Annotated in this window: 24 protein-coding genes; 13 read left to right on the top strand and 11 right to left on the bottom strand. The window is 64.1% G+C overall.

Features of this window, described 5'->3' with window-relative positions; genetic code table 11:
- The 5 genes from ABDW57_RS27400 to ABDW57_RS27420 form a co-directional block, all read left to right on the top strand.
- A partial coding sequence (locus tag ABDW57_RS27400) for an SURF1 family protein (protein WP_343733305.1) occupies positions 1-746 on the top strand: 746 nt, incomplete at its 5' end.
- 25 nt (positions 747-771) lie between these two features.
- Positions 772-2091, top strand: coding sequence for an ATP-binding protein (locus ABDW57_RS27405; RefSeq protein WP_343733306.1), 1320 nt, complete (start codon positions 772-774; stop codon positions 2089-2091).
- Positions 2088-2630 (top strand): response regulator transcription factor, encoded by a 543-nt coding sequence (locus tag ABDW57_RS27410; RefSeq protein WP_343733307.1) that lies wholly within the window; start codon positions 2088-2090, stop codon positions 2628-2630. Before ABDW57_RS27405 ends, ABDW57_RS27410 begins: the two co-directional genes overlap by 4 nt.
- Positions 2627-3211, top strand: a complete 585-nt coding sequence (locus ABDW57_RS27415) for a 2'-5' RNA ligase family protein (protein ID WP_343733308.1) — start codon at positions 2627-2629, stop codon at positions 3209-3211. Before ABDW57_RS27410 ends, ABDW57_RS27415 begins: the two co-directional genes overlap by 4 nt.
- Positions 3212-3358: 147 nt before the next feature.
- A complete protein-coding gene (locus ABDW57_RS27420) occupies positions 3359-4507 on the top strand; it encodes a putative peptide maturation dehydrogenase (protein ID WP_343733309.1) in 1149 nt (382 codons plus the stop codon).
- A gap of 52 nt (positions 4508-4559) precedes the next feature.
- On the opposite strand, the gene ABDW57_RS27425 is transcribed toward ABDW57_RS27420, so the two are convergent.
- Together ABDW57_RS27425 and ABDW57_RS27430 are read right to left on the bottom strand one after the other, a co-directional pair.
- Positions 4560-4814: an NHLP-related RiPP peptide gene (locus tag ABDW57_RS27425; protein WP_343733310.1), complete on the bottom strand. Its 255-nt coding sequence runs from the start codon at positions 4812-4814 to the stop codon at positions 4560-4562.
- 106 nt (positions 4815-4920) lie between these two features.
- Positions 4921-9957, bottom strand: coding sequence for a response regulator (locus tag ABDW57_RS27430; RefSeq protein WP_343733311.1), 5037 nt, complete (start codon positions 9955-9957; stop codon positions 4921-4923).
- A gap of 125 nt (positions 9958-10082) precedes the next feature.
- Here ABDW57_RS27430 and ABDW57_RS27435 point away from each other — a divergent pair, with 125 nt between their 5' ends.
- On the top strand, positions 10083-11033 hold the full coding sequence (locus tag ABDW57_RS27435; RefSeq protein WP_343733312.1) for a 2-hydroxyacid dehydrogenase: 951 nt from the start codon (positions 10083-10085) through the stop codon (positions 11031-11033).
- 9 nt (positions 11034-11042) lie between these two features.
- Here the strand turns inward: ABDW57_RS27435 and ABDW57_RS27440 are convergent, their stop codons facing one another.
- From ABDW57_RS27440 to ABDW57_RS27455, 4 genes are read right to left on the bottom strand one after another with little or no spacing between them, the layout of a single operon-like run.
- Positions 11043-11786, bottom strand: a complete 744-nt coding sequence (locus ABDW57_RS27440) for a GGDEF domain-containing protein (RefSeq protein WP_343733326.1) — start codon at positions 11784-11786, stop codon at positions 11043-11045.
- An 8-nt stretch (positions 11787-11794) separates the two neighbouring features.
- On the bottom strand, positions 11795-12181 hold the full coding sequence (locus ABDW57_RS27445; protein ID WP_343733313.1) for a DUF1987 domain-containing protein: 387 nt from the start codon (positions 12179-12181) through the stop codon (positions 11795-11797).
- Between the two features lie 20 nt (positions 12182-12201).
- Positions 12202-12759 carry a SiaB family protein kinase gene (locus tag ABDW57_RS27450; protein WP_343733314.1) on the bottom strand — a complete coding sequence of 186 codons (558 nt, stop codon included), beginning with the start codon at positions 12757-12759 and terminating at the stop codon, positions 12202-12204.
- 9 nt (positions 12760-12768) lie between these two features.
- Positions 12769-13971, bottom strand: a complete 1203-nt coding sequence (locus ABDW57_RS27455) for a SpoIIE family protein phosphatase (protein ID WP_343733315.1) — start codon at positions 13969-13971, stop codon at positions 12769-12771.
- A 205-nt stretch (positions 13972-14176) separates the two neighbouring features.
- On the opposite strand from ABDW57_RS27455, the gene ABDW57_RS27460 reads away from it, so the two are divergent.
- A complete protein-coding gene (locus tag ABDW57_RS27460) occupies positions 14177-15793 on the top strand; it encodes a methyl-accepting chemotaxis protein (RefSeq protein ID WP_343733316.1) in 1617 nt (538 codons plus the stop codon).
- A 174-nt stretch (positions 15794-15967) separates the two neighbouring features.
- Here the strand turns inward: ABDW57_RS27460 and ABDW57_RS27465 are convergent, their stop codons facing one another.
- Entirely contained in the window at positions 15968-17665 is a 1698-nt protein-coding gene (locus ABDW57_RS27465; protein WP_343733327.1) for an MFS transporter, read from the bottom strand.
- Between the two features lie 201 nt (positions 17666-17866).
- Between ABDW57_RS27465 and ABDW57_RS27470 the strand changes: the two genes are divergently transcribed.
- From ABDW57_RS27470 to ABDW57_RS27495, 6 genes are all read left to right on the top strand, one after another.
- A complete protein-coding gene (locus ABDW57_RS27470) occupies positions 17867-19045 on the top strand; it encodes an acetyl-CoA C-acyltransferase (RefSeq protein WP_343733317.1) in 1179 nt (392 codons plus the stop codon).
- A gap of 3 nt (positions 19046-19048) precedes the next feature.
- A complete protein-coding gene (locus tag ABDW57_RS27475) occupies positions 19049-20890 on the top strand; it encodes an acyl-CoA dehydrogenase (RefSeq protein WP_343733318.1) in 1842 nt (613 codons plus the stop codon).
- Positions 20891-20967: 77 nt separating this feature from the next.
- Positions 20968-21747, top strand: coding sequence for an SDR family oxidoreductase (locus ABDW57_RS27480; RefSeq protein WP_343733328.1), 780 nt, complete (start codon positions 20968-20970; stop codon positions 21745-21747).
- A gap of 2 nt (positions 21748-21749) precedes the next feature.
- The gene (locus ABDW57_RS27485; protein WP_343733319.1) at positions 21750-22748 is read left to right on the top strand and encodes an NADP-dependent oxidoreductase; all 999 of its coding nucleotides are present in this window, start codon (positions 21750-21752) and stop codon (positions 22746-22748) included.
- On the top strand, positions 22745-23656 hold the full coding sequence (locus ABDW57_RS27490; protein ID WP_343733320.1) for an SDR family oxidoreductase: 912 nt from the start codon (positions 22745-22747) through the stop codon (positions 23654-23656). Before ABDW57_RS27485 ends, ABDW57_RS27490 begins: the two co-directional genes overlap by 4 nt.
- Positions 23653-24072 carry a GNAT family N-acetyltransferase gene (locus ABDW57_RS27495; RefSeq protein ID WP_343733321.1) on the top strand — a complete coding sequence of 140 codons (420 nt, stop codon included), beginning with the start codon at positions 23653-23655 and terminating at the stop codon, positions 24070-24072. Before ABDW57_RS27490 ends, ABDW57_RS27495 begins: the two co-directional genes overlap by 4 nt.
- Here the strand turns inward: ABDW57_RS27495 and ABDW57_RS27500 are convergent.
- From ABDW57_RS27500 to ABDW57_RS27515, 4 genes are all read right to left on the bottom strand, one after another.
- The gene (locus tag ABDW57_RS27500) at positions 24069-24425 is read right to left on the bottom strand and encodes a flagellar protein FlaG (RefSeq protein ID WP_343733322.1); all 357 of its coding nucleotides are present in this window, start codon (positions 24423-24425) and stop codon (positions 24069-24071) included. The genes ABDW57_RS27495 and ABDW57_RS27500 overlap by 4 nt on opposite strands.
- 91 nt (positions 24426-24516) lie before the next feature.
- Complete coding sequence (locus tag ABDW57_RS27505; RefSeq protein ID WP_343733323.1) at positions 24517-25260, bottom strand: NRDE family protein; 744 nt, start codon at positions 25258-25260, stop codon at positions 24517-24519.
- Positions 25251-25538 carry a DUF4936 family protein gene (locus tag ABDW57_RS27510; RefSeq protein WP_343733324.1) on the bottom strand — a complete coding sequence of 96 codons (288 nt, stop codon included), beginning with the start codon at positions 25536-25538 and terminating at the stop codon, positions 25251-25253. Before ABDW57_RS27510 ends, ABDW57_RS27505 begins: the two co-directional genes overlap by 10 nt.
- A 1-nt stretch (position 25539) precedes the next feature.
- Positions 25540-26523: a folate-binding protein gene (locus ABDW57_RS27515; RefSeq protein WP_343733325.1), complete on the bottom strand. Its 984-nt coding sequence runs from the start codon at positions 26521-26523 to the stop codon at positions 25540-25542.
- Between the last annotated feature and the right edge of the window lie 101 nt (positions 26524-26624).

The raw sequence follows: 26624 nt of genomic DNA on the forward strand, positions 1-26624 counted from the left end.
TGCGCGTCATCCTGGCCCTCGTGGCCGGGGTGATGTTTGCAGGGTTTTTTGCTTTAGGGACGTGGCAAGTCAGCAGGCTGCAATGGAAGCTGGCACTGATCGAGCGCGTGAACCAGCGCGTGCATGCGGCGCCGGTGGCGGCGCCATCGAAGGCCGAGTGGCCGCGCCTGAGCGCCGAGGCGGACGACTACCGGCGCGTGCAGCTGAGCGGCGTGCTGCTGGACGGTTCGACCACGCAGGTGCTGGCGTCGCTGGAGCGCGGCATCGGCTACTGGGTGGTGACGCCATTGTGCACGGCGGACGGCATCGTCCTGATCAACCGCGGCTTCATCGACGCCGGTGTCGGCGGCTGGAAGCCGCAGCCGGCGCCTGCGGCTGCGGCGGCCGACGCCTGCGCGACGGCTGCCGGGCCGACCGTCACCTTCAGCGGCTTGCTGCGCATGAGCGAGATAGCAGGGCGCCTGCGCGCCAACGAGCCGGCCCGCAACTACTGGTACACGCGCGACGTGCAGGCGATTGCGCAGGCGCGCGGCCTGCCGGCGGTGGCGCCGTACTTTGTGGACGCGGATGCGCCGTCCGCGCAGGCGGCCGGACCGGTGGCCGGCGTGCAGCCGATCGGCGGCCTGACGGTCATTTCCTTCGTCAACAACCACTTGGTTTATGCTATCACCTGGTACGCACTGGCCCTGATGGTGGCCGCTGCGGTAGTCTGGGTTGTACGAGATGCGCGCAAACAAAAATCCTAATCCCTATGATCGTGGCCGGCCGGGTATGCCGGTGGTAGAACCGCTGGCGGCGGTGAACGCGTCCGCCAACACCATCACTTCGGCGGCCGGGCATAAGAACATGCAGCAGCTGATCCAGCTGCGCTGGATCGCGGTGATCGGGCAGATCACCACCATTGCCACCGCCTCCATCCTGCTGGGTGTGCAGCTGCCGATGCCGGCCATGTTGAATGTGCTGGCCTGCCTGATCGCCTTCAACGTCGCCAGCATCCTGCGCTGGCAAGAGAATCAGGTGGTGTCCAACAGCGAACTGCTGCTGGCGTTGACGGTGGACGTGGCCAGCCTGACGGCGCAACTCTACCTGAGCGGCGGCGCCACCAATCCGTTTGTCTTCCTGTACCTGCTGCATGTGATTTTGGGTGCGGTGCTGCTGGAGACGTGGTCGACCTGGACCATCGTGATCGTCACCGGCATGTGTATTGCCGGGCTGGCGCTGTTCTCCGAGCCGCTGCCGCTGCCGCAGGATCATGCGCTGGGCATCTTCAGCCTGTACGTGCAGGGAATGCTGATCTGCTTTATTCTTGATGCGGCGCTGCTGGTGGTCTTCATCACGCGCATCACGCAGAACATGCGCAGCAGCGCGGCCAAGCTGGCCGACTTGCGCCAGCGGGCGGCGGAGGAAGAACACATCGTGCGGATGGGCTTACTGGCATCCGGCGCGGCGCATGAACTGGGGACGCCGCTGGCCACGCTGGCGGTCATCCTGGGCGACTGGAAGCGCATGCCGGAATTTAAAGGCAACCCGGAGCTGCTGGAAGAAATCGCGGAAATGCAAACGCAGCTCAAGCGCTGCAAATCGATCGTGAGCGGGATATTGCTGTCGGCCGGCGAAACGCGCGGCGAATCATCGGCCGCCACCACCATCAACACCTTCCTGGATGAGGTAGTGGCGGAATGGCGTGTGGGGCGGCCGGTGGTCGAATTTGAATTTGAAAACCGCATCACGCCGGACCATCCGGTAGTGTCGGATTCCACGCTCAAGCAAATGATCTGCAATGTGCTGGACAATGCGCTGGAAGCGTCGCCGCATTGGTTGCGCATGGAGACCAGCGTGGAAGGCGACACACTGGTGCTGCAGGTAACGGACAGGGGCGCGGGCTTCGATCCGTCTATACTGGCGCAATTCGGCAAACCATACAACTCCAGCAAAGGCCGTCCTGGCGGCGGGCTGGGGCTGTTCCTTGTAGTGAACGTGGCGCGCACGCTGGGCGGTGAAGTCACGGCGACCAACTTGTCGCAGGGCGGGGCGATGGTGCGGTTAACACTGCCATTGTCCGCTATTGAAATCGAATCGGAACAACAATGACGACTGAAGAAGAACGCGTACTGCTGCTGGTAGAGGATGACGCAGCGTTTGCCCGTACTTTAGGGCGTTCTTTCGAGCGCCGCGGCTACAAGGTGCTGCTGGCGGAGAACGTGGACGAAGCCAGCGCGCTGCTGGTCGACCATACGCCCGGCTACGCCGTAGTGGACTTGAAATTGAAGGGCAATTCGTCAGGGCTGGCGTGCGTGCAGATGCTGCACGAGCATGATGAAGAAATGCTGATCGTGGTGCTGACCGGCTTCGCCAGCATCAACACGGCGGTGGAAGCGATCAAACTGGGTGCGTGCCAGTACCTGGCCAAGCCATCGAATACCGACGACATCGAAGCCGCGTTCGAGCACGTGGCCGGAGCGGCCGATCTGGAACTGACCACGCGTGCGACCTCGGTCAAGACGCTGGAGTGGGAGCACATCCACGCCGTGCTGGCGGAGACCGACTTCAACATCTCCGAAGCGGCGCGACGACTGGGCATGCACCGCCGCACGCTGGCGCGCAAACTTGAAAAGCAGCGTGTCAAATGAGCCAGCAAGGATCCTTGTTCGACTTCGAACCACCGCCGAAGAACACCGACCGCCTGTTCTTTGCGGTCATGCCCGACCAGAGTGCAATCGCCGCCATCCGCAGCCTGACGGCGGACCTCAAAGCGCAGCATGGCATGACCGGCCGGCCGATCGACGAAGCCAAACTGCATGCGACCTTGTGCGTGCTGGGCGACTTCCCCGGCATGCCGGATGCGCTGATCAAAAGCGCGTCAAAGGCGGCAGCGCTGGTCGCTGACAGCACGCTGCCATTCAAAGTCAGCTTCGACACGGCCCAGACCTTCATCACCGGCCCGCGCCACCGGCCGTTGGTACTGACCGGTACCGAAGGCATAGTCGGATTAAGTGGCTTCTACAAAAACCTGTCCGGCGCGCTGTTGAAAACCAGCGGCCTGCGCAACGCGCCGAGCTACACGCCGCATGTGACACTGCTGTACGACGACGTCACCGCACCGCCGCAAAGCGTGGCACCGGTCGAATGGACCGTGCGCGAACTGGTTCTCCTGCACAGCCACATCGGCCAAGGCCGCCCCTACACCATCCTCGCCCGCTATCCCTTCTAAAACTCCAGGGGCAAACTCCGGGGTCAGGTCCGCCATTTCTACACGGTCTCATCCGTAACATGCGTTACGGATGAGACCGTGTAGAAATGGCGGACCTGACCCCGGATTTATGGTAGCGTTGAGGGGGCGATTTCTATCGGGGGCATTATGCTTATCAGGCGTTGTGCTGCGCTGTTCGTCGAGCCGCGCGAGGATCTGGATGTCGATTGGGCTGCGCTGTTTTCCGGCCGCGGCGCTATCGGCGCTACTGTGCAGTGGATTGCGCTGGCGCCGCATCTGGGACAGGAAGTTGTCGTCGATGCCGCCGATCTGGCCGCCCTCGGCGGCGTCAGTCTGACGCTGTGGCAGGAGCGCGAAGCTTGCGAATCGCAATTCGGCGCTGATGCCATTGCCCGTCTGCTGAAATCCGGCCTGCTGCTGAGCGATGCCCCGGAAGGCGCCGCTGTGCGCCAGCGCGATGAGGTGCTGCGCTCGCAGCATTGGCGCCCGCTGTCCGCCACCGTCCATATGTTCAGCCGCTGGGCCGATATGCGCGTCGACAAGGGTATGCAGTTTCCCAGCTTTGAGGAGCTGGTCGACAATTACGGCACGCCGCCCGGCCCGACCATCAACCGCCGCAGCGATGACAGCGCCATCAATCTGCCGCCGCCCGAGCGCGCGCGTCTCGACGATACGCTGTTCCACCGCTATACCGGCCGCAATTTCGATCCCGCCGCCGTACTGCCGCTGGCCACTGCCTCGCGCCTGCTGCAACGCGCTTTCGGCGCCCAGGGCCAGCGCGAGATGGCGCCCGATGCCTATGTGCTGAAGAAGCTCAGTCCCTCCGCCGGCGGCCTGCATCCGACCGAGGTGTATGTGCTGGCGCAGCGCGTGCAGGGCATCGCCCCCGGCCTGTATCACTATCAGCCGGTGCGCCACGCGCTGGAACCGCTGACCGAGATGGCGCCGGCCGACACCGAGGAGCTGGCACTGCGCATGGTGGCCGATCAGGATTGGTTCCAGCCCGCGCCGATGCTGGTGGTGCTGGTCACGCGCGTGGAGCGCAATTTCTGGAAGTACCGCAATCACGCCAAGGCGTACCGCGCGGTGCTGCTGGACGCCGGCCATCTGTCGCAGACTTTTTATCTGCTGGCCACGGAGGCGGGCATGCCGGCTTTCGTTACGGCCGCCGTCAACGAGGTCGATATCGAGCGCGCCCTGGGCCTGGATCCGCTCAAGGATATGGTGGTGGCGGTGTGCGGCTGCGGCCCGGCGTCCGGCGCGCAGAATACGGTGGAGTTGCGCTACGAGCCGTAAAAAAAAAACCGGCCCCGCAAGGGGGCCGGGTAACGCTGCCGGGGAGGAGCGTTCAGCGTTGGCCCGACAGGAAAAACGGAATCGCGCCGGCAGCATTTTCCACTTTGCCTTGGATGGCGTGGCGGCTGGCGGCAATCACTTCTTTGGCCGGCAGGCTGCGGGTGGTCGGAATCTGGCTGGCGTCGAGCTTGATGCCCAGGCCGCCCAGGGCCAGTTGTGGATCTTTCAGGAAACTCTGGCGGAAGCTGTCATCGCCAGCCAGTTTGGACAGCAACAAATCGAGATCTTGTGGGGAATGCGTGGCCATGTCTTGCCCTTTCGTGTTGAGGAGGAGAACGCTGCGTGTGGGGAACGCAACTTCATCCTAAGACATGCACGATACGATCTCAAGCCATTTCAACGCTTGCAGATCGCTAGGAAGTGGGGGCCATCTCGGTTTCGCGTCCGGCCGTTTCCTGCCGCGCACTTTGCATGACAACTTCGAACGCTTGTGCGAACGCGCGCAACAAATCCGGCAGCGCCACCGGCTCCTCTCTGAGCCGGTCCTCCAGCGCGGTTGACGTTTTAAAAAGTTCGTTTGCAGAAAGATTACCCGCGGCGCCGCGGATTTTGTGGACCAGTTCGGCCGCGCGTAACAATTCGCCGGAGTGGATTGCATCTTGAATCTGTTGCAAACTGGATTCAAAGTCGTGCGCGAACAAACCCAGCAATTGCGACAGCAGGGCGTCATGCCCGCCCAGCCGTTCCATCGCGGCATGGATGTCGATGCCCGGGCGCGGCACGGCCGGCCCGCTGTTGCGCCGTGGCGCCAGTTCGACTTCGGCCGCCGCCGCCCGCTGCGGGTCGGGCTTGACCCAGGTGGCCAGCACGGCGTACAGGGTGTCCGGGTCGATTGGCTTGGTGACGTAGTCGTTCATGTCCATCTCCAGGCAGCGCTCGCGGTAGCCGGCCACGGCGTGCGCGGTCATGGCGATGATGGGCAGGGCGGCATGGCGTTGGTCGGCGCGGATCAGGGCCGTGGCCTGGTAGCCGTCCATGTCCGGCATCTGGATATCCATCAGGATCGCATCGTAGTTGCCGGCACCGGCCATGCGCGCCGCCTCCTCGCCGCTGCTGGCCAGGTCCGAGCGCACGCCGGCGCGCTGCAGGATTTCGCTGGCCACCTGCTGGTTGATGGCGTTGTCGTCCACCACCAGCACGTGGGCGCCGCGGATGCGTTGGGTCGCCACCGACGGCGGCGCGCTCACGGCCACGCTTTGCTGGCTGGTTTCCAGTCCCAGGGCCGACAGGATGGCATTGCGCAGCAGTTGGGGATTGGTTGGCTTGTCAAGGAAAGGCATCAGGCGCGTTTGTTCGATGGTTTCCTTGCTATGTTCGCGCGCGTAGGCAGTCACCATCAGTACCGCCGGTACGGCCGCCAGTTCGGGATCGGCGGCGATGCGGTGCAAGGTGTCGATACCGTCCAGGTCCGGCATGTCGGCATCGATCAGCAGCAGGTCGTAGGGATCGAGCTGCATGGCTGCCACCGCCGCCGCGCCGGAAGCGACGGTGCGCGCCTTCAGGCCCAGTACCGATAGCTGCATCTTGAGCATGTGGCGCGTGGCTTCGCAGTCGTCCACCACCAGCACGCGCTTGCCCTGGGCGGCGATCGGCACGGCCGGCAGCACGGTGGTCTGTTCCGCAGCCGCCTGCAGGTGCACGGTGAAACTGAAGCTGCTGCCGACGCCCGGTTCGCTGTCGACCTTGATGTCGCCGCCCATTTTGCGCACCAGCTGCTGCGAGATGGCCAGCCCCAGCCCCGTGCCGCCATACAGCCGCGTGGTGCTGGCGTCGGCCTGGGCGAAGGCCTGGAACAGGCGCGCCTGCTGCTCCTGGCTGATGCCCAGGCCACTGTCCTCCACCGTGAAGCGCAGCACCAGCGGACCGCCCGGCGTGACATTCGGCGTGGCCGCATCCAGTTCCACCCGCAGTTCGATGTGGCCGCGCGCGGTGAACTTGAGGGCGTTGCCGACCAGGTTGACCAGAATCTGACCGAGGCGCAGCGGGTCGCCCAGCAGGTTGGAAGGCACGTCCGGCGCCGACCAGATCACCAGTTCCAGCCCGCGCTCGGCGGCGCGCCAGGAAAACAGGTCGGCAATCTGGTTGAGCGTGTCGGGCAGCTCGAACGGCAGGGCTTCCAGTTCCAGCTTGCCGGATTCGATCTTGGAGAAGTCCAGCACGTCGTTGATGATCTGCAGCAGGCTCTGGCCGGCGCGGCTGATCTTGCGGAAGTAGTCCAGCGGCTGCGCCGGCAGGTCGAGGTGGGTACCCAGGCCGGCGAAGCCGAGGATGGCGTTCATCGGCGTGCGGATCTCGTGGCTGATATTGGCCAGGAATTCGCTCTTGGCGCGCGTGGCCGCTTCGGCGTTGGTGCGCGCTTGTTCGATCAGACGCATGGAACGCGCCTTGTGGTAGGCCGAAACGAAGGGCTCCTTCAGCGCCTTGAGCAGATCGAGGTCGCTCTCGGCGAAGCTGGCCTGGTACTGGTAGTTTTCGAAGATGAGGTAACCCTCGACCTGGCCGTCGATCACCACCCGCACCGACAGCAGCGCGCACACGTCGCCCGGCAGCGAGTGCGGGTGGTGCACTTCAAAAATGTCCGGCGCAATCATGCTGTCCGGCGGCGCGTAGCGCATTTCGGCCTGGCGCAGGTCGACGCGGTAAGCATCGGCGGTGGCGTCGATGCGGCCCCACGCCGCGCGCAGGCTGAGTGTTTGCGTGCCTTCCTCGCGCACCAGTGCCAGCGCCGAATCGATGCCCTTGATGATGGTCGATTCGTGCAGGATGGTGTGCAGCAGGGCGTCGAAGTCGATCTGCTCGTTGATCGACTTGACGATCGCATTCAGTTTTTCCAGATGCTGGGTGCGCGAGTAGACCAGCGCCTGCAGCGCCTCGCCCCTGCGGTGCAGCTGACGCACGCGCCAGCGCAGCAGCGTCCACGCCAGCAGGCAGGTGATCAGGAAGTAGCCCAGCCAGGCCCACCAGGTCTGATGCCATGCCGGCAGTACCACCACGTGCAGCGCCAGTTCGTCGGCGTTCCACAGGCCGTCGCGGTTACTGCCGCGCATGCGCAGCACATAGTCGCCCGGCGGCAGGTGGCCATAGGTGACAATGCGGCGGGTGGCGTCGACTTCGATCCAGCGCTGGTCGAAGCCCTCCAGCAGATAGGAATAGCGGTTGCGCTGCGGCGCGGAGTAATCCAGCGCCGCCAGCTCCACTTCAAAGCTTTGGTTGTCCGGTTGGAGCACCAGCGTCGGCCCCTCCTTGCCACTCAATTGCGATGGCGTCAGCGCGCGCTGGTCGAGCCGCACGGCGCTGACCACCAGCGGCGCGCGGTACGCCCAGTCGGTCAGGCGTCCCGGATACACGACCGCCATGCCGGAAGTGGCGCCGAATATCAGGTCGCGCTCCTGCGTCACGGTGCTGGCGCCGATGAAGAAGGTGCGGAAGGCCAGGCCGTCAGCACGCGTCAGCGCGCGTGCGCGCAGGGTGCTCGAATCGATCACGGTGATGCTGTCCGAAGTGGCGGCCCAGATGCGGCCCAACGGGTCTGACTGCAGCGCCATGATGGTGCCGGCCGACAGGCCGGAAGCGCTGCCCACCCGCTGAAATACCGGCTCGCCCAGCGCATCACGCCCGGTCATGACGCAGATGCCGCTGCCATAGGTGCCAACCCACAGGCGGCCGCGCCGGTCGATCACCAGGGAGCTGATCACCGCTTCGGTCAGGGCGTCCTGCTTGGCCGGATTGGCCTTGATCTGCTCCACCTTGCCGCTGTCCGGATCGAGCCGGTTCAAGCCGTTGCGGGTGGCAATCCACAGGGCGCCATCGGCGTCGGCCACCACCGCATGGATGCGGTTGTCGGTCAGGCCGCCGCCTTCCTGCTGCCCCTGCACGTAGTGCATCACGGTGTTGGTGGCCGGGTTGTAGCGCAGCAGGCCCTCAAAAGTGCCGAGCCACAGCTCACCTTTGCGGACCAGGATGGTGCCGACGCGCGGATAGGGATTCTGCTGCGGCAGCGGCACGCGCTTGACGGCGCTGCCGTTGCCACTGGTGTGGTAGAGCCCCAGCTGCGTGCCGATCCAGGCCTCGCCGGCTTCCGCCTCCGCCAGCGACAGCACCACGCGGTTGGGCAGGGCGCGGTCGGGATTGTGCGGGTCCGGGCGCAGCGCGGCGCGGCGGGCGCCGTTTGGTGCGACAATGTCCACTCCCTGGTCGGCCAGGCCTATCCACACTTCGCCGCGGCTGTCGGTCATCAGGGCCGAGACGCCGGCTTCCTGCGCGCCCTCGGCGCCAAACACCGAGTCGATCGCCTCGCTGTGCGGGTCGTAGATATCGACGCCACGCTCGGTGGTGACCCAGATCATGCCGCTGCGATCGCGCAGCAGGGCGGCGGTGCGGTCGTTACTGAGGCTGAAGGACACCGCCGGCTGGTGCAGAATGCGTACACTGTGGCTGCTCTCGGTGCGGTATTCGATCACGCCGCCGCCGTAGGTGCTGGCCCACCAGATGCCAGGCACGGTTTCGATCACCGCCAGCACCATGTTGGCCTGCACGTCCCTGACGCCCTTGAGGGTGACGATGCGGCCGCTGTCGGCTTGCGGCTCGACGATGCCGATGCCGCTTTTCAGGGTGCCGAAGGCGATCTGGCCACGGCTGTTTTCACCCAGCGTCATCACGCTGTCGCTCCAGGCGCCGGCGCTTTCGCCGTGCACCGGCACGTTGACGATGGCGCCGCCGGGCCGCATGCGCGCCAGGCCGGAGGCGGTGCCGATCCACAGGTTGCCGGCGCGGTCCATCAGCAGGGCGCGCACCTGGTTGTCCGGCAGGCCGGGCGTGTCTTCGTGGCTGTAGCGGCGCAAGGTCTTGTGAACCGTGTCGTAGTATTTCAGGCCGCTGGGCGTGCCGATCCACAGGTTGCCCTTGGTGTCGCTGGCGATGGCGCTGACCAGGCCCCGGCTCAATTCATCGTTAAGGCGGACGAAGCTCTCGGTGTGTTTGTCATACATGGCCAGGCCGGCGGCAGCGGTGCCGACCCACAGGCGGCCGGCGACGTCCACGTGCAGCACCTGGATGAAATCACCCGGCAGGCTGGCGGTGTTGGCGGCGTCGTGATGGAAGCTGCGCACGCGGTAGCCGTCCCAGCGCGCCAGGCCGCTTTGGGTGCCGATCCAGATAAAGCCGTCGCCATCCTGCGCCAGCGCCATGCCGACCGGATGCGGCAAGCCCTGATCCAGTCCCAGATGTTCGAACAGCGGGGTGGCCAACTGGTCCCAGCGATCCGGGCTGGCATGGGCGCCGCCGCACAGCCCCAGGCCAGCCGCCAGCACGAAGGCGACAACCCGCAACCAGCGCAAGGCGGTGGTCAGCGTGGCTGCATGGGCGGCTGCGTTGGGGGCGTGATCGTTCAAATCAGGGCGCGCTCCTCTGTTGGTTATTCAAGCATACGGAAATGCTGACCGAAAGTCCATGACTGGCAACGGGAAATCCGCTGGGCTTGTACAATCACCACAGGCAAATAAGAGTAGGTATTAATATGAAACCTGAAGTATTGGTGATGGCGGCCAGCCCCTCGGCCAGCGTCATGGCCCAACTGGAGCAGCATTTTCATTGTCACCATCTGTGGCAGCAGGCTCCCGAACAGCAGGCCGGCTGGCTGCAGGGCGTCGCCGGCAGCGTGCGTGCCGTGCTGACGACTGGCGCCATTGGCATCAATGCTGCCTTGCTGGCGCAGCTGCCCAGGGTGGAACTGGTGGCGGTGAACGGCATCGGCACCGATGCGGTGGACCTGGCGGCCACACGGGCACGTGGCATCTTGGTGACCAACACGCCCGGCGTGCTGACCGACGACGTGGCCGATCTGGCGCTGACGCTGCTGCTGTCGGCGGCGCGCCGCCTGCCCGCGCTGGACTTCTACGTGCGCACCGGCGGCTGGGAAGCAGGCCGGCCGCTGGCACCGACGCGAGCCTTGCGCGGCAAGGTATGCGGCGTGTATGGCTTTGGCCGCATCGGCCAGGCGATTGCGGCGCGGGCGCAAGCCTTCGGCATGGAGGTGTGTTACTTCCAGCCGCGCGCCATTGAAGGCGTCAGCGTGCCGCGCGCGGACTCGCTGCTGGCGTTGGCCGAGGCCAGCGACTACCTGGTGGTGGCGGCACCGGCCACCCCAGCCACCCGCCACAGCGTGAATGCCGATGTGCTGGCGGCGCTGGGCGCACAAGGCACGCTAGTGAACATAGCGCGTGGCTCGCTGGTGGAGGAAGAGGCGCTGATTGCCGCGTTGCGCACGCATGCCTTGGGCATGGCGGCGCTGGACGTCTTTGCCGACGAACCGCGCGTGCCGGCCGCACTGCGCGAACTGGAAAACGTGGTGCTGACGCCGCACGTCGGCAGCCTGACGGTGGAAACCCGCCACGCCATGGGGCAGCTGGTGGTCGACAACCTGCTGGCCCATTTCGCCGGCAAGCCGCTGCTGACAGCGGTCGCCTGAGCGCGGCAGTCAGAGGTCGGCGATCGCCGGCTGGGTGACCGGCAGCGGCAGCTGCGAGTGGATTTTGACGCAGTTGCGGCCGGCGCGTTTGGCGGCGTACAGGGCCTCGTCGGCGCGGCTGTAGGCCAGCTCGAAGCTGGTGCCGACGCTGTTCCAGCTGACGCCCACGCTGGCGGTGATCTGGCGGTTGATCGGCGCGCCGAATACCTGATCGGCAATCGCGTTGCAGATGTGGATGGCGACGTCGCGTGCTTCCCCGGTATCAGCGGTCGGCCAGATGACGGAGAATTCCTCGCCGCCGACGCGGCCCACCGCCACTTCCGGCCCGAGCAAAGCGCGCAGGCAAGTGACCACGGTTTTGATGACGGCGTCGCCGGCCGGGTGGCCGAAGTCGTCGTTGATCCACTTGAAGTGGTCGATATCCAGCACGATTAGCGCCATGTCGCTGTGGCGCAGGCAGGCCGTGGCCTTGTCGATGATGGCGGCGCGGTTGAGCGCACCACTCAGCGGATCGTGGGTGGCGCGGTATTCCAGTTGCTGCGCCAGTTCGTGCAGCTGGCGGTTCATCTGGTTCATGTCCAGCTCCGCGCGGTCGCTGCGGCGGATCAGGCGCCGGCTCTCGCGCATCAGGCGCTCGTAGTGGACGATCAACTCGGCCAGCGCGGCGCGCGAGTCGGCGCGCGGATCGGCATGCGCCGCCTTGGCATTGGCCAGCGCGGCGCTTTCCAGCGCAAACAGGTCGGCTTCTGCCATGGGGTTCATCAGTTGCTCACCGCGTGGTCGTGGAAATCGAGGGCGCCGAAATCGTCCTGCAATTCCTGGCCGAATTCGAGGATGGTGTCGTCGTCCTCGTCGTGATACCAGTTCAGGCGCACCTGGTTGCCGGCCATGGCGGCGTTGTTCAACGCTTCAAAAAAAGTGAACAGCATCTTGGTGCTGGAACTGTTGAAATAGGCCAGCGACACGTTGACCGTGATCGCGGCATCCCTGCAGCCTTCCAGCCACGCCTGCACGCGTGCGATCACCGGGCCGTAAAAGGCGGCGGCGTTCTCCGGATAGGATTCGCCCTTGATCGACAGCGTATGCTGGTCGAAGCGGAAGTCGATTTCCGGCGAGGTCGGCGAGGCGGCGATAAAAAGTGGTTCCATTGTCGTTCTCAGTATTTGGTTCAGATAATCGCTTTGATGCAGAAGATGGTGGCGTCCGGGTTGTTGGCATCCTTGACGAACTCGAACTCCAGCGGCTCGCTGGCGTCGCGCGCCATGGTCAGGAAGCCCAGGCCGGCGCCCTTGCTGTCGGCCGGCGTTTCATCGCGCAGGGCCTTCTTGTAGGCAGACTTGATCTCTTCCATGGTCATGGTGTGCAGCGGTTCCAGGCGGCTGCTGATGCGCTCGACGTTGGCGCTGTCGACCGGATTGGCGCACAGCAGGAAAAAGCTGTCGCCTTTCATGCCGATGCAGAACGAGCCGCGGCGGATCTGGTTCTCGGATTGCTCGTCGGGCGTCAGCGTGTCGGACGAGTAGTGCATGATGTTCTGCGACATTTCGACAAACGACGAGAAGATGCGGCGGCGCGTCGGCCCGGCCGCGCCGGCGACATCCAGACGCGCCTTAATGGTCTCGGAAATGGCCGCCACCACGTGCTGCGAAAAATAGCCCACGTAGAAAAAGATGATGTGGCGCTTGCGGGCCACATCAAAGAAGTCGTTGAATTCTTCGTACAACAAAATTGCTCCTCAGGGGCGGAAACAGAAAAAGGTCAGATCATCGCGGCGCGGCTGTTCGCCTTGCCAGGCCTGATAGTCGTCCAGCATGGCTTGCGCCACATGGCGCGCGCACTCGGCGCGACTGGCCAGCAGCACATCGCGCATGCGGCGCTTGCCGTAGGCGATGTCCTTGGCGCCGCCGATCTGGTCGATCAGGCCATCGGTGGTGAGAAACAGCAGGCTGCCTTCCGGGACGGCGATGACCTTGTTGGTCCACTGGTAGTCCAGCGGCGTATCGGTATACCCCACGCCCATGCGTCCACCGTCCACGGTTTGCACGGCCTGCTGGTCCGGGTCCAGCTGGAACAGCGGCAGCTTGGCGCCGGCGAAATGCAGCTGGCGCGTAGCGTTGTCGAACCACAGGAAGGCGGCGTCCATGCCGTCGTTGGATTCGGTGTGGCCGTGGCCTTCGACCTGGCCCAGCATGCCCTTGACGCCACGGTTCACTTCCGCGATCAGGCGGGCCGGGTCGCGCGGCCCCAGTTGCTGCAAGGCCTGCGTCAAAGTCGAAGATGAAATCAGCGTCATGAACGCGCCCGGCACGCCGTGGCCGGTGCAGTCGGCAATGGCGGCGAACCAGCCGTCGTCATACCTGGCGAAGTGATAGAAGTCGCCGCCCACCACATCGCGCGGCTGCCATTCAAGATGGGCGTCGTGCAGCGCGTCGGACAGGGCCAGATTCGATGGGCGCAGCAGCGAGCGCTGGATCACGCTGGCGTAGTCGATGCTGTGCATGATCTGGCGGTTTTTCTCGGCCTGCATATTGGCCACCACATTCATCAACTGCAGGCCGAAGCCGACGCCGGCCAGGGTGCCGTCCCTGGTCACGATGAAACCGTCGGCCAGCGCCTTCTCCCCCGATTCCACGGCGCGGAAGGTCAGCGCTTCAATGGTCATATTGGCGTCGACGATCAGCGGCTCCTTGTCCATGAAGGCGATGCAGCTCTTCTTGCCATACAGCTCGTGATAAAAGGGCTTGGACATCTGCGACATGAAAATGTTGCGGCTGATCAGGCCGATCGGGCGGCCCATCTCGATCACGGGCAGGCTCATCAGGTCGCGGCGCTCGGTGAACAGCTCCAGCACGGCGAAATTGGTGGTGTCGGACAAGACCGAAATCGTCTCCACGCACAAATCGGCAGCGATGGACAAACGAAAACGGGGCAGGTGCAAACGAGAGGCATTGAACTCCACAGACGGGAACCTTTTATCAACACAGAGCGGCACATGCTAATAGGAAATTGTTACCCCTTCATTACATCTTAACGGGAAGAAAATACTGTTGTCGTAATTGCTTTGTGGTAACACTGATGTCACATTCGGTGTGTACATTGGAGAGATTCGTGCATTAGGCACCTTTCTTTTTTATTGAATAGTCATGAAATTCCCTCAATTGAATACGGGTATGCGGGTGGTGGCATCGTTTGCGGTGCTGTTGTTGGTGATGGCGTGCATGTCGGGTGTGTCGCTGTGGCGGCTGCAATCGGCCAACGACACCGCTTCCAACCTGGTCAACGAAAAACTGGCGCGGCAGCAACTGACCTCCGAATTGCTGGGGGTGACGGAATTGAATGGTCTGCGGGCGATGTCGATCGGGCGCAGCGACAGCCTGGAAGTCTCGGACATCTTCCAGGCACAGCTGACCGCCGGCGAACAAGTCGCGGCCGACATGGAGCGCAAGCTGGCAGCCATGCCGGCATCGGCCGATGAGACGGCCCTGCTGCGCGTGGTGGCGGACAAGAAAGTCGCCTTCCTGGCGCTGCGCGCGGAACTGTTCAAGTTCAAGGACAGCGGCCGCATCCAGGAAGTGGGCGACCTGCTGGACAAGCAATGGCCGGGGGTATTCAAGGCCTACACCGGCGCGCTGGACAAGCTGCTGGCGTATCAGACGCAGCAAGCCAGGGCGCTGGCTGAGCAATCGGCCAGCCAGTATCAAGGCAGCCGTGCGCTGTTGATCGGCCTGGGGCTGGCCACGCTGGCGCTGGGCGCGGCGCTGGCGCTGATGCTGACGCGCAGCATCGTACGTCCGCTAACGCAGGCGGTGGAACTGGCCGAGCAGGTGGCCAGCGGACAGCTGCACGTGGCGATCGCCCATGGCCGCAGCGATGAAATCGGCAAACTGTTTGACGCACTGTCGCACATGACCGGGCGCCTGTCCGACACCGTTGGCCGGGTGCGAGATGGCGCGGTGGCGATCGATGCGGCCTCGCGTGAAATCGCCAGCGGCAATATGGACTTGTCGCGCCGCACCGAGCACCAGGCCGGCGCCCTGGAAGAGACGGCGTCGGCGATGGAAGAACTGACGGCGGCGGTGAAACAAACCAGTGGCAACGCGCGCCAGGCCAATCAGCTGGCGATGTCGGCCTCCGAAGTGGCGGGCAAGGGCGGGGCAGTGGTGGCGGAAGTGGTGCAGACCATGGCCAGCATCAACGAATATGCGCACAAAATCGTCGACATCACCAGCGTGATAGATGGCATCGCCTTCCAGACCAACATCCTGGCCCTGAATGCGGCGGTGGAAGCGGCGCGCGCCGGCGAGCAAGGGCGCGGCTTTGCGGTGGTGGCAGGCGAAGTGCGCAACCTGGCGCAACGTTCTGCGGAAGCGGCCAAAGAAATCAAAAAACTCATCAACGACTCAGCCGAGCGCGTGGCCAGCGGCAGCGAACTGGCGGAAACGGCGGGTGCCACCATGAGCGCCATCGTCAGCAGCGTGCAGAAAGTGACCGCCATCATCGGCGCCATCAGCGCGGCCAGCGCGGAGCAGGAGCACGGCATCGAACAGGTCAACACCGCCATCAGCGACATGGACCACGTCACGCAGCAGAATGCCGCCCTGGTGGAAGAAGCCGCCGCAGCGGCAGCCGCGATGCAATCACAAGCACGCGCGCTGGCTGAACTGGTGAGCGCCTTCAAAACCGAGTCGGCGCGCGTGCACCCCATGCCGCGGCGCCCGTCGCTGTCGGCCCCAGCCGCCACGATGCCCCGCGCCGCCTGATCATTCGCAGTCTGATTCGCGCAGTCTAATTCGGGGTCAGCTCTGACATTCGGACATTTGCGCGATTCTGCGGAACTTATCAAAAATATTTAGTTTTCATTTGTCCGAATGTCAGAGCTGACCCCGAATGGAAAAAGCCGCCCGGGTGGGCGGCTTTGGGGAAGGCGGCGGCGCTTAGTCGGCCGCGTAGATGTTGTTGTCCTTGGTTTCACCCACGAACAGCACGCCGATCACAACGGTGATCAGGGCGATGATGATCGGATACCACAGGCCGTAGTAGATGTCGCCCTTGAATGCCACCAACGCGAACGAGATGGTCGGCAGCAGACCGCCAAACCAGCCGTTGCCGATGTGGTATGGCAGCGACATCGAGGTGTAGCGGATGCGGGTCGGGAACATTTCCACCAGCATGGCGGCGATCGGGCCGTACACCATGGTCACGTACAGCACCAGGATGAACAGGATCAGGACCATCATCGGTTTGTTGATCTGGCTCTCGTCCGCCTTGGCTGGGTAGCCGGCCGCTTTCACCGCCGCTGCCACGTCTTTTTTCAGCGCGGCATCAGCGTCCTTGCTGGCTTTGTCGAAGTTCAGGCCGTCAGGCGTCAGCACGGCGTTGAAGGATGAGATTTCCTTGTCGCCCACTTTGATCTTGGCCACGCTGCCCGCCGGCGCGTCCTGCTTGGTGTAGTTCACCGACGCGTTCGACAGGATGCTGGTGGCAATGTCGCACGAGGAGGTGAATTTCTTCTGGCCGGTCGGGTTGAACTGGAAGTTGCACGAGGCAGGATCAGCGTACACCACCACCGGCGAGTTTTTCAGCGCGGCTTCCAGCTGCGGGTTGCCGTAGTGGGTCAGGGCGCCGAACAGGGGGAAGTAGGTCGCGGCAGCCAGCACGCAGCCGCCCAGGATGATGTATTTGCGGCCGATCTTGTCCGACAAAATGCCGAAGAAGATGAAGAACGGGGTGGCCAGCGCCAGCGACAGCGCGGTCATGATGTTGGCGTTGGCGCCGTCGATCTTCAGCACCTGGGTCATGAAGAACAGGGCGTAGAACTGGCCGGTGTACCACACCACCGCCTGGCCCATGGTCAGGCCGACCAGCGCCAGGATGACGATTTTCAGGTTTTTCCACTGGCCGAAGGCTTCGGTCAGCGGCGCTTTCGAGGTTTTGCCTTCGGCTTTCATCTTGGCGAAGGCCGGCGATTCATTCATCGACAGGCGGATCCACACCGAGATACCCAGCAGCAGGACGGAGACCAGGAATGGCACGCGCCAGCCCCAGGCGTTGAAGGCTTCTTCGCCCACCGCGGTACGGGTGCCCAGGATCACCAGCAGCGACAGGAACAGGCCCAGCGTCGCGGTGGTCTGGATCCACGAGGTGAACGAGCCACGCTTGCCATGCGGCGCGTGCTCGGCCACGTAGGTGGCCGCGCCGCCGTATTCGCCGCCCAGCGCCAGGCCCTGCAGGATGCGCAGGGTGACCAGGATGATCGGCGCGGCAATGCCGATCGCCGCGTAACCCGGCAGCAGGCCGACAATGAAGGTCGAGGCGCCCATGATCAGGATGGTGATCAGGAAGGTGTACTTACGGCCGATCATGTCGCCCAGGCGGCCAAACACGACGGCGCCGAATGGACGCACAATGAAGCCGGCCGCAAACGCCAGCAGCGCGAAGATGAAGGTGGTGCTCGGGTCGCCGATGAAGAATTGCTTGGCGATGATCGATGCCAGCGAGCCGTACAGATAAAAGTCGTACCACTCGAAAACGGTGCCAAGCGAGGACGCAAAGATCACCTTGCGTTCTTCGGCGGTAATCGGGCTGGCTTTGCCCGATGCGCGCGGATCAGCCGTTCCTGTATTTGCCATAATGTGTGTCTCCTTTGATTTTGTAGGATGTTTTTTCCCCAGCCGAGATAGTTACTACTTCGTCAGCTTATCCCCAGTCTGTACCCTTAACCTTACGTCATTCTTTCACGAAACTTACGCGAAACTTACAAAAATATTTGCGAACGACCGTACTAAAACTATGCTATTCTGGATTGATAACACTTCATTCCATAGGAGACTCTCATGATCGATGCCGTCATTGTTTCTACCGCCCGCACGGGCTTGGCCAAGTCGTGGAAAGGCGCGTTCAACATGACGCACGGCGCCACTCTGGGCGGCCACGTTCTGCAAGCCGCGATCGAGCGCGCCGGCATTGAGTCCGGCGAGGTGGAGGATGTGCTGGTCGGCTGCGCCAATCCGGAAGGCGCCACCGGCGGCAATATCGCCCGCCAGATCGCTATCCGCGCCGGTTGCCCGGTGACCACCGCCGGCATGACCATCAACCGTTTCTGCTCGTCCGGCCTGCAGACCATTGCCACCGCGGCCCAGCGCATCATTGCCGGCGAGGGCGATGTCTATGCCGCCGGCGGCGTGGAGTCGATTTCCTGCGTGCAGCAGGAGATGAATCTGCACATGTATAAGGAAGTCTGGCTGTCGCAGCGCAAGCCGGAAATTTACTGGCCGATGCTGCAAACCGCCGAAACTGTCGCCAAGCGCTACAGCATCAGCCGCGAGCGTCAGGATGAATACGGCGTGCAGAGCCAGCAGCGCGCCGCCGCCGCCCAGGCCGCCGGCCTGTTCGATGCCGAAATCGTGCCTATGACCACCGTGATGGGCGTGGCCGACAAGGCTTCCGGTCAGCTGCTGTCGCGCGAGGTGACGATTGCTGCCGATGAGGGCATCCGCGCCGATACCACCTACGAGGGTGTGTCGAAGATCCGTACCGCGATTCCTGGCGGCGTGATCAGCGCCGGCAACGCCAGCCAGTTCTCGGACGGCGGCTCGATGGCCATCGTGATGAATGCGCAAACCGCCGCCGCCAAGGGCTTGCAGCCGCTGGGCCTGTTCCGTGGTTTCGCGGTCGCCGGTTGCGAACCGGATGAGATGGGCATCGGTCCGGTGTTTGCGATTCCCAAGTTGCTGAAAAAAGCCGGCCTGAAGGTCGAGGACATCGGTCTGTGGGAGTTGAACGAAGCGTTTGCCGTGCAGGTGCTGTACTGTGCCGACAAGCTGGGCATCCCGATGGATCGCCTGAACGTCAACGGCGGTGCGATTGCGGTCGGCCATCCTTACGGTGTGTCGGGGGCGCGCCTGGTCGGCCATGCGCTGATCGAAGGCAAGCGCCGCGGCGTGAAATATGTGGTGGTCACCATGTGTATCGGTGGCGGCCAGGGAGCGGCCGGCCTGTTTGAAGTGGTGTAAGCGATGGATTCGACCATTCTGTCGCGCCGCGACCTGGCGTTCCTGCTGTACGAGTGGCTGGACGCCGAGGCGCTGACCAGGCGCAGCCGTTTCGCAGACCACAACCGCGAAACGTTTGATGCCGCCCTCGACACCGCCGAACGGCTTGCCACCGATCTGTTCGCCCCGCACAACAAGAAGTCCGATCAGCACGAGCCGCATGTGGTGGACGGCAAGGTGCAGATCATCCCCGAGGTGAAGACCGCGCTGGATGCCTTCAGCGCCGCCGGCCTGATGGCGGCCGGCCAGGATTACGAGCGCGGCGGCATGCAGCTGCCGGCGGTGATCGACAAGGCATTGGCGGCCTGGTTCACCGCCGCCAACGTCGGCACGGCGGCCTACACCTTCCTCACCATGAGCAACGCCAACACTTTGCTCAAGACCGGCACGCCGCAGCAGATCGAACGCTTTGTCAACCCGATGCTGGAAGGCCGCTTCTTCGGCACCATGTGCCTGTCCGAGCCACAGGCTGGTTCCAGCCTGTCGGACATCACCACCCGCGCGGTGCCGGATGGCGAAGGCCAGTACCGCATCACCGGCAACAAGATGTGGATTTCGGCCGGCGAACACGAGCTGGCGGCAAACATCATCCACCTGGTGCTGGCCAAGATTCCCGGCGAGGACGGCAAGCTGATCCCTGGCGTGAAGGGCATTTCGCTGTTCATCGTGCCCAAGTATCTGGTCAACGATGACGGCAGCATCGGCGCGCGCAATGACGTGGCATTGGCCGGCCTGAACCACAAGATGGGCAATCGCGGCACCACCAACTGCCTGCTGAATTTTGGCGAGAAGGGCGGCGCCATCGGCTACCTGGTCGGCAAGCCGCATCAGGGCCTGGCCAATATGTTCCACATGATGAACGAGGCGCGCATTGCCGTCGGCCTCAACGCGGCGGTGCAGGGCTACACCGGCTATCTGCATGCGCTGGACTATGCGCGCAATCGTCCGCAAGGGCGTCATCCGGCGCAAAAAGATCCGGCCCAGCCGCAGTTGCGCATCATCGAGCACACCGATGTGCGGCGCATGCTGCTGGCGCAGAAGGCGTACGTGGAAGGCGCGCTGGGGCTGGTGCTGTACAGCGCCCGCCTGGTTGATGAGCAGAACACGGCGGAGACGCCGGAAGCGCGCGAACATGCGGCGCGGCTGCTGGATTTTCTGACGCCGATCACCAAGTCATGGCCGTCGCAATGGTGCGTGGAGGCCAACTCGCTGGCGATCCAGGTGCACGGCGGTTACGGCTATACGCGCGAGTACAACGTCGAGCAGTTCTACCGCGACAATCGTCTGAACGCCATCCACGAAGGCACGCACGGGATACACGGGCTGGATCTGCTGGGCCGCAAGGTGACGCTGCAAGATGGCGCATTATTCCGGGCGTTCGCCGCAGAAGTGCGCAAGACCATCCGCAAGGTGCGCGGCAGCGTCGGTGCGCCGGACGTGGCGCCGGTGGGGTATGCCGACATCGGCAAGGAGCTGCTTGCGCATGCCGATGCGCTGGAACAGGCGTGGCAGGCCTTGGAGCAAACTACGCAGAGCCTGTATGCTGTCGGCGACATGAACAAGACGCTGGCCAACGCCAGCATCTATCTGGAAGCGTGCGGCCACATCGTGGTCGCGTGGATCTGGCTGCAGCAGGCGCTGCTGGCCGCCGCGTCGCTGCAAAAAGCGGACGATGATTTCTATCGCGGCAAGCTGCAAGCCTGCCGTTACTTTTTCCGCTGGGAGCTGCCGAAAGTCGGGCCGCAGCTGGAGCTGCTGGCCAGTATCGATACCACCACGCTCGATATGCAGGATGCGTGGTTTTAAACCCGTCACACCGGCGCAGGCCGGTGTCCATGGCCCCGGCCTGCGCCGGGGCGACGATGAATGAATAAGGAGACATGATGCGTACTACCCAAGAACTGTTTTCGCTGACCGGCAAGACCGCGCTGGTGACCGGCGGCTCGCGCGGGCTGGGCCTGCAGATGGCGCTGGCGCTGGGCGAGCAGGGCGCCAATATCGTGGTGTCGGCGCGCAAGCAGTCGGACCTCGACGAAGCGGTGGCTTTCCTGTCGCAGCGCGGCGTCAAGGCACACGCGATTGCCGCCGACCTGTCGCAGGACGAGCAGGCCGCGCAACTGGTGGATGGCGCCATCGCCCATCTCGGTCACATCGACATCCTGATCAACAACGCCGGCGCCAGCTGGGGCGCGGCCGCCGAAGACCATCCGGTGGAAGCGTGGGACAAGGTGATGGACCTGAATATCCGCAGCATTTTCGTGGTGTCGCAACTGGTGGGCAAGCGCTCGATGATCCCGCGCGGTTACGGCCGCATCATCAACATTGCGTCGATTGCCGGCCTGGCCGGCAATCCGCCGGGCACCATGCAGACCATCGCCTACAACACCTCCAAAGGCGCGCTGGTCAACTTCACGCGCACACTGGCTGGCGAGTGGGGCCGTCACGGCATCACGGTCAACGCGCTGGCGCCAGGGTTCTTCCCGTCGAAGATGACCAAGGGCCTGCTGTCGGTGATGGGCGACGAACTGGTCAAGCACGCGCCGCTCAACCGCCTGGGCGATGATGAAGACCTGAAAGGCGCGGCCGTGCTGTTCGCGTCCGATGCGGGCAAGCACATTACCGGCCAGATCCTGGCGGTGGATGGAGGCGTGTCGGCGGTATGAGTATGCCCGAGTCTTATCAACGCATCGTGCTGGCAGCGCGTCCGCGCGGTGCGGTCGTGCCGCAGAATTTCCGTCTGGAGAGCGTGCCGGTGCCGCAACTGGCCGAGGGCGAAGTCCTGATCCGCAATCACTATCTGTCGCTCGACCCGTATATGCGCGGGCGCATGAGCAAGGCGGCCAGCTATGCCGCCTCGCAGGCGCTTGATGACACCATGATCGGCGGCACGGTCGGCCAGGTGGTGGCTTCGCGCAATCCGTTCTACAAGGTCGGCGACTACGTCAACGGCATGCTGGGCTGGGCCGAGATGGGCGTGTCCGACGGCCTGTTGCTACGCAAGCTAGACACCACGCGCATTCCGCTATCGGCCTTCCTTGGCGTGGTCGGCATGCCGGGCATGGCAGCGTGGTATGGCTTCAACCAGATCATGGCAGCGGCGGCCGGCGAGACAGTGGTGGTCTCCGCCGCCAGCGGCGCAGTCGGCAGCGTGGTTGGCCAGCTGGCGCGGCTGCGCGGCTGCCGCGTGGTCGGCATTGCCGGCGGCCCGGAGAAGTGCGCGTACGTGGTCGACGAGCTGGGCTTCGATGCCTGCGTCGACTACAAGGCCGGCAACCTTGAAGCGGACCTTGCCGCCGCCACGCCGGACGGTGTGGACGCGATTTTCGAAAACGTCGGCGGCGCCTGCTTGGACGCGGCGCTGGCCCGCACCAACGCCTTCGCGCGCGTCGCGCTGTGCGGGCTGATCGGCGGCTTCAATGGCGCCGACATGTCGATCAAGAACACCCGCGCGCTGCTGCTCAACCGCCTGACGCTGCGCGGTTTCATCATCACCGAACACCTGGAGTACTGGCAGCAGGGCTTGCAGGAACTGGCCGTGCTGGTCGCCAACAAGCAGATCAAGTACCGCGAAACGGTGGCCGACGGCCTGGCCGCCGCGCCGCAAGCATTTATCGGCCTGCTGCAAGGGCATAACTTTGGCAAACAACTGGTGAAGCTCATATGAAAACATTCCGGGACAAGGTCGCCGTCATCACCGGCGGGGCAAGTGGTTTGGGTCGTCAATTCGCCAATGTGGCGGCGCGGGAGGGCATGAAGCTGGTGCTGGCCGATGTGCAGGGTGATGCGCTCGCTGGCGCCGTGGCCGCGCTGCGCGCTCAGGGCGCCAGCGTCATCGGCCGCTTGTGCGACGTGCGCAAGGGCGAACAGGTGCAGGCGCTGGCCGATGCGGCGGTGGCCGAATTCGGCGCCGTGCATCTGGTGTTCAACAACGCCGGCGTGGGTTCGGGCGGCCTGATCTGGGAAAACACCGAGGCGGACTGGGAGTGGGTGATGGGCGTGAACGTCTGGGGCGTGATCCACGGCGTGCGCATCTTCACCAGGCTGATGCTGGCAACGGCGGAGCAAGATCCGGCGTTTGAGGGCCATATCGTGAATACCGCTTCCATGGCCGGGCTGGTCAATGCGCCCGCCATGGGCGTCTACAACGTCTCCAAGCATGCCGTGGTGTCGCTGTCGGAAACGCTGTACCAGGACCTGCAGCTGGTCGGCGCGCCGATAGGCGCTTCGGTGCTGTGCCCGTATTTCGTGCCGACCGGCATCAGCCAGTCGCACCGCAACCGTCCGCACGATGTGCGCATGACCGACCGCCCAACTGCGAGCCAGCTGGCGGCGCAAGCCATGACCGACAAGGCGGTCACCTCTGGTAAAGTGTCGGCGGAAGAGGTGGCGGAAACCACCTTCAAGGCTATCGCCGATGGCCAGTTTTATATTTACTCGCATCCGGACGCGCTGGCCGGCGTGCGCGAGCGCATGGAGCATATTGTGGCCGGCAGCAATCCGGCCGATCCGTACGCCGCCGCGCCGCAACTGCGCGAAAGCTTGCGTGCCAAAATCAAGGGAGCACCACGATGATCAAACTGGACGACTGGAACGCGCTCAACGCCGACGCCAAGCTGATCCGCTTTGAAGTGTTCGTGCAGGAGCAAAACGTTCCGCCCGAGCTGGAAATGGACCACATGGACGCGGTCTGCCTGCACGCGGTGGCCTATGATGACGCCGGCGTGCCGGTCGGCACCGGCCGCCTGCTGCCGGATGGCCACATCGGCCGCATGGCGGTGCGCAAGGCTGGCCGTGGCAACGGCATCGGCGGCGCCTTGCTGCAGGCGCTGATGGCGCAGGCCAGGGCGCGCGGCGATAAAGCCGTGGTGCTGAGCGCGCAAACCCACGCGGCGCCGTTTTACCAGCGCCACGGGTTCAGCATTGATGGGGAAGAGTTTTACGAAGCCGGCATCCCGCACATCAATATGCAGTACACCTTCCAGGCTTAGGCTTCGCTGTCGATCAGCATGCCTTTCAGGCTGCCGAGGTTTTTGCCGATTTCCAGCGATTGCTCTGAGGGGAACTGACGCAGCACTTTCTTGGTCTCGGTATCGATCACTTTGACGACTGACAGGCCGCTGTCTTCATCGATGCTGAAGTGCACCTCGCTGTTATCTTCGAGGAAACGGTTGATCGCGTCCACCGAGTTTTTCAGCTCGCTTTTGGTCGGTACGCGGGTGGCCGCAGCTGCGGCAGCCGGTGGGGCGGTTTCCGTGCTCGCCGGGCGTCCGGACGCGGGCACGGACACCGGCGCAGGGGCTGCGGATGGCAGATCCAGGCGATTGATGCTGCTCGTGTCCATGATGTGTATTTTCCCTCAGGCAATAGATGGATTACTCCGTTATCAGGAGTAACGGCAGGCTTGCGGAAAAATTGAGGCAAAAACGAAGAATTTAGTGAATCAGCATTTCCTGCAGGGTGGCGGGAGCGTTGGCGTAAAGCTTGACCACGGTGGAGGTGCGGGTGCCGTAGCTCGGGCTTTCGATGCGCACGGCGGACAGCATGCGCTCCAGATCCAGCGGCACGCCGGTTTCGGGCAGGCGCAGGTCGGGCGCCTGGGTGGTGTCGGACAACATCTCGAAAAAGGCCTCGTCCGGCGCGCCCAGGCATAGCAGACTGGCAAACTGGGCTTTGGTTTTCAGGACTTTCGGCCACGGCGCATCCAGCAGCGCGTTGGACAGGCCGTACACGCCCGGCGCCAGCGGCTGGCCGTTGCGCGGGTCGCTGTCGCCCTTGTTGGAATACCAGATCAGGGTGTCGCGGTCGCCCAGCACCAGGTTGAAGCCGTTGTACTGGTCGGCGCTGGCGCGGATGGCGTCCACATAGGCCTGCGGCGTCATCTCGCCCGCCAGGTAGTTGGACACCAGCTGGCCGCGCGATGGCGCGTCGTCCTTGTGCCCGGCCGGCGCGCGGATGTTGGTGATGGCGGCAAAGCGCGACGGCCCGCCTTGCGCGTCCGGCCGGGTGATGCCCATCCAGCTGCCGCCGGCCTGCAGGTCGCGGCCGGCGTAGATCTGCGGATGCTCGGGCCATGGCGCCGCCGGCGCGGTGGCGCGCTGATAATATTCATCGCGGTTGGCGGCGGCAATCAGCGGCACCGACGGCACCACCTGCCAGGCAAAAACGATCAGGCACATGGGGCTAGGTCCATAAATACTTCGGTGTGGCGCAGGCCGGCGGTCCACTCCAGCACGCCGGCTTCGTGGACAGCGCTGTCCAGCGCCGCTGCAAATCCTTGCGGCGCGGCGGGGTACACTTCCATCCAGGTCTGCACGCCGTCCCTGGCTTGCGGACGGCGCTTGAGTTGACCGGCTACGCCGTGGCGCTGCGCCAGCGCCGCCTGCATGGCGGCGACCGCTGCCTGCAAGGGCGCCGCGTCGGCGTCCTTGACCTTGTAATAGATGTAGAGGTCCATGCTAGAGATCGAGCGGTTCCAGCACGTAGGGCATGTCGAGGAAGGTCAGCGCCACGCCGTCGGCCGAGCCGAGGCGCACCGAGCCGGCCTCGATGGCGGCCAGTTTCATTTCCACCAGCGCATCGACGCCGCCGTCGCCGTTCGGCGCGGCGTTGACGATCATGCCGCATGGCTGCTCGGGATCGGCGGTGGCAAACACTTCCATGCCGGCCGCCGCGCTCAGGTCGGGAATGCTGACCAGCGTGGTGCGGCGCTTGAGCTTGCCGAGATACTGGCTGCGCGCGACGATTTCCTGGCCCGGGTAGCAGCCTTTCTTGAAGTTGACGCCGCCCAGCAGCTCGTAATTCACCATCTGCGGCACGAATTGCTCCTGCGTGGCCTTGGTGATTTGCGGCACGCCGGCGTGGATCTCGGACAAGTGCCAGGCGGCCACATCGCCCTGGGCCAGTTTGGCGGCCAGCACCGGTTTGACGGTTTCGGCGGCGTCAGCTGACAGCAGCCACTGGTAGCGCGGCGCGCCAAAGGCATCGGCCACGCGGATCAGCGTGCCCAGTGCGTGATCGATTTTGGCGTAAGGCTGGGCCGGCAGGGCGTCGAACCAGGTTTGCAGCACGGCCGGCGCGCTGGCGCCGCCGATGCCGAGCAGCACTTGATTGGCCGGCGCTTCGGTGGCGTCGCTCAGCTTGGTTTTGGCGCGCAGCACGAACATCGACAGGCGCTTTTGCACCGGCACCTGGATGTCGCGCTGCAGTTGCAGGAAGATAGTCGAGGCAGTCCGCCACATCAGGAACGAGGCCAGCAGGCGGCCCTTGGGCGAGCAATAGCCTGCCAGGCGCGCTTCGTTCGGGCCAAGGTGCTCAACGTCGTTGGTCAACTGATTGTGCAGGAAGCTGGCCGATTCTTCGCCGTCCAGTGCGATCAGGCCGAGGTCGGTGATCGGGGCGAAAAATCCCGCCGCGAGGTGGGTGGTGTTCAAGGCAGACATAATTTTCAATATTTTGACTGGGAAGGCATTATCATTACGGGCTTATTATAGTGATGTCGCGAAAATCGCGTCAGATCCACTCGATCCACCCATCCGGCTTA

Source organism: Duganella sp. (genome assembly GCF_039595735.1).
Lineage (GTDB): Bacteria > Pseudomonadota > Gammaproteobacteria > Burkholderiales > Burkholderiaceae_D > Rugamonas.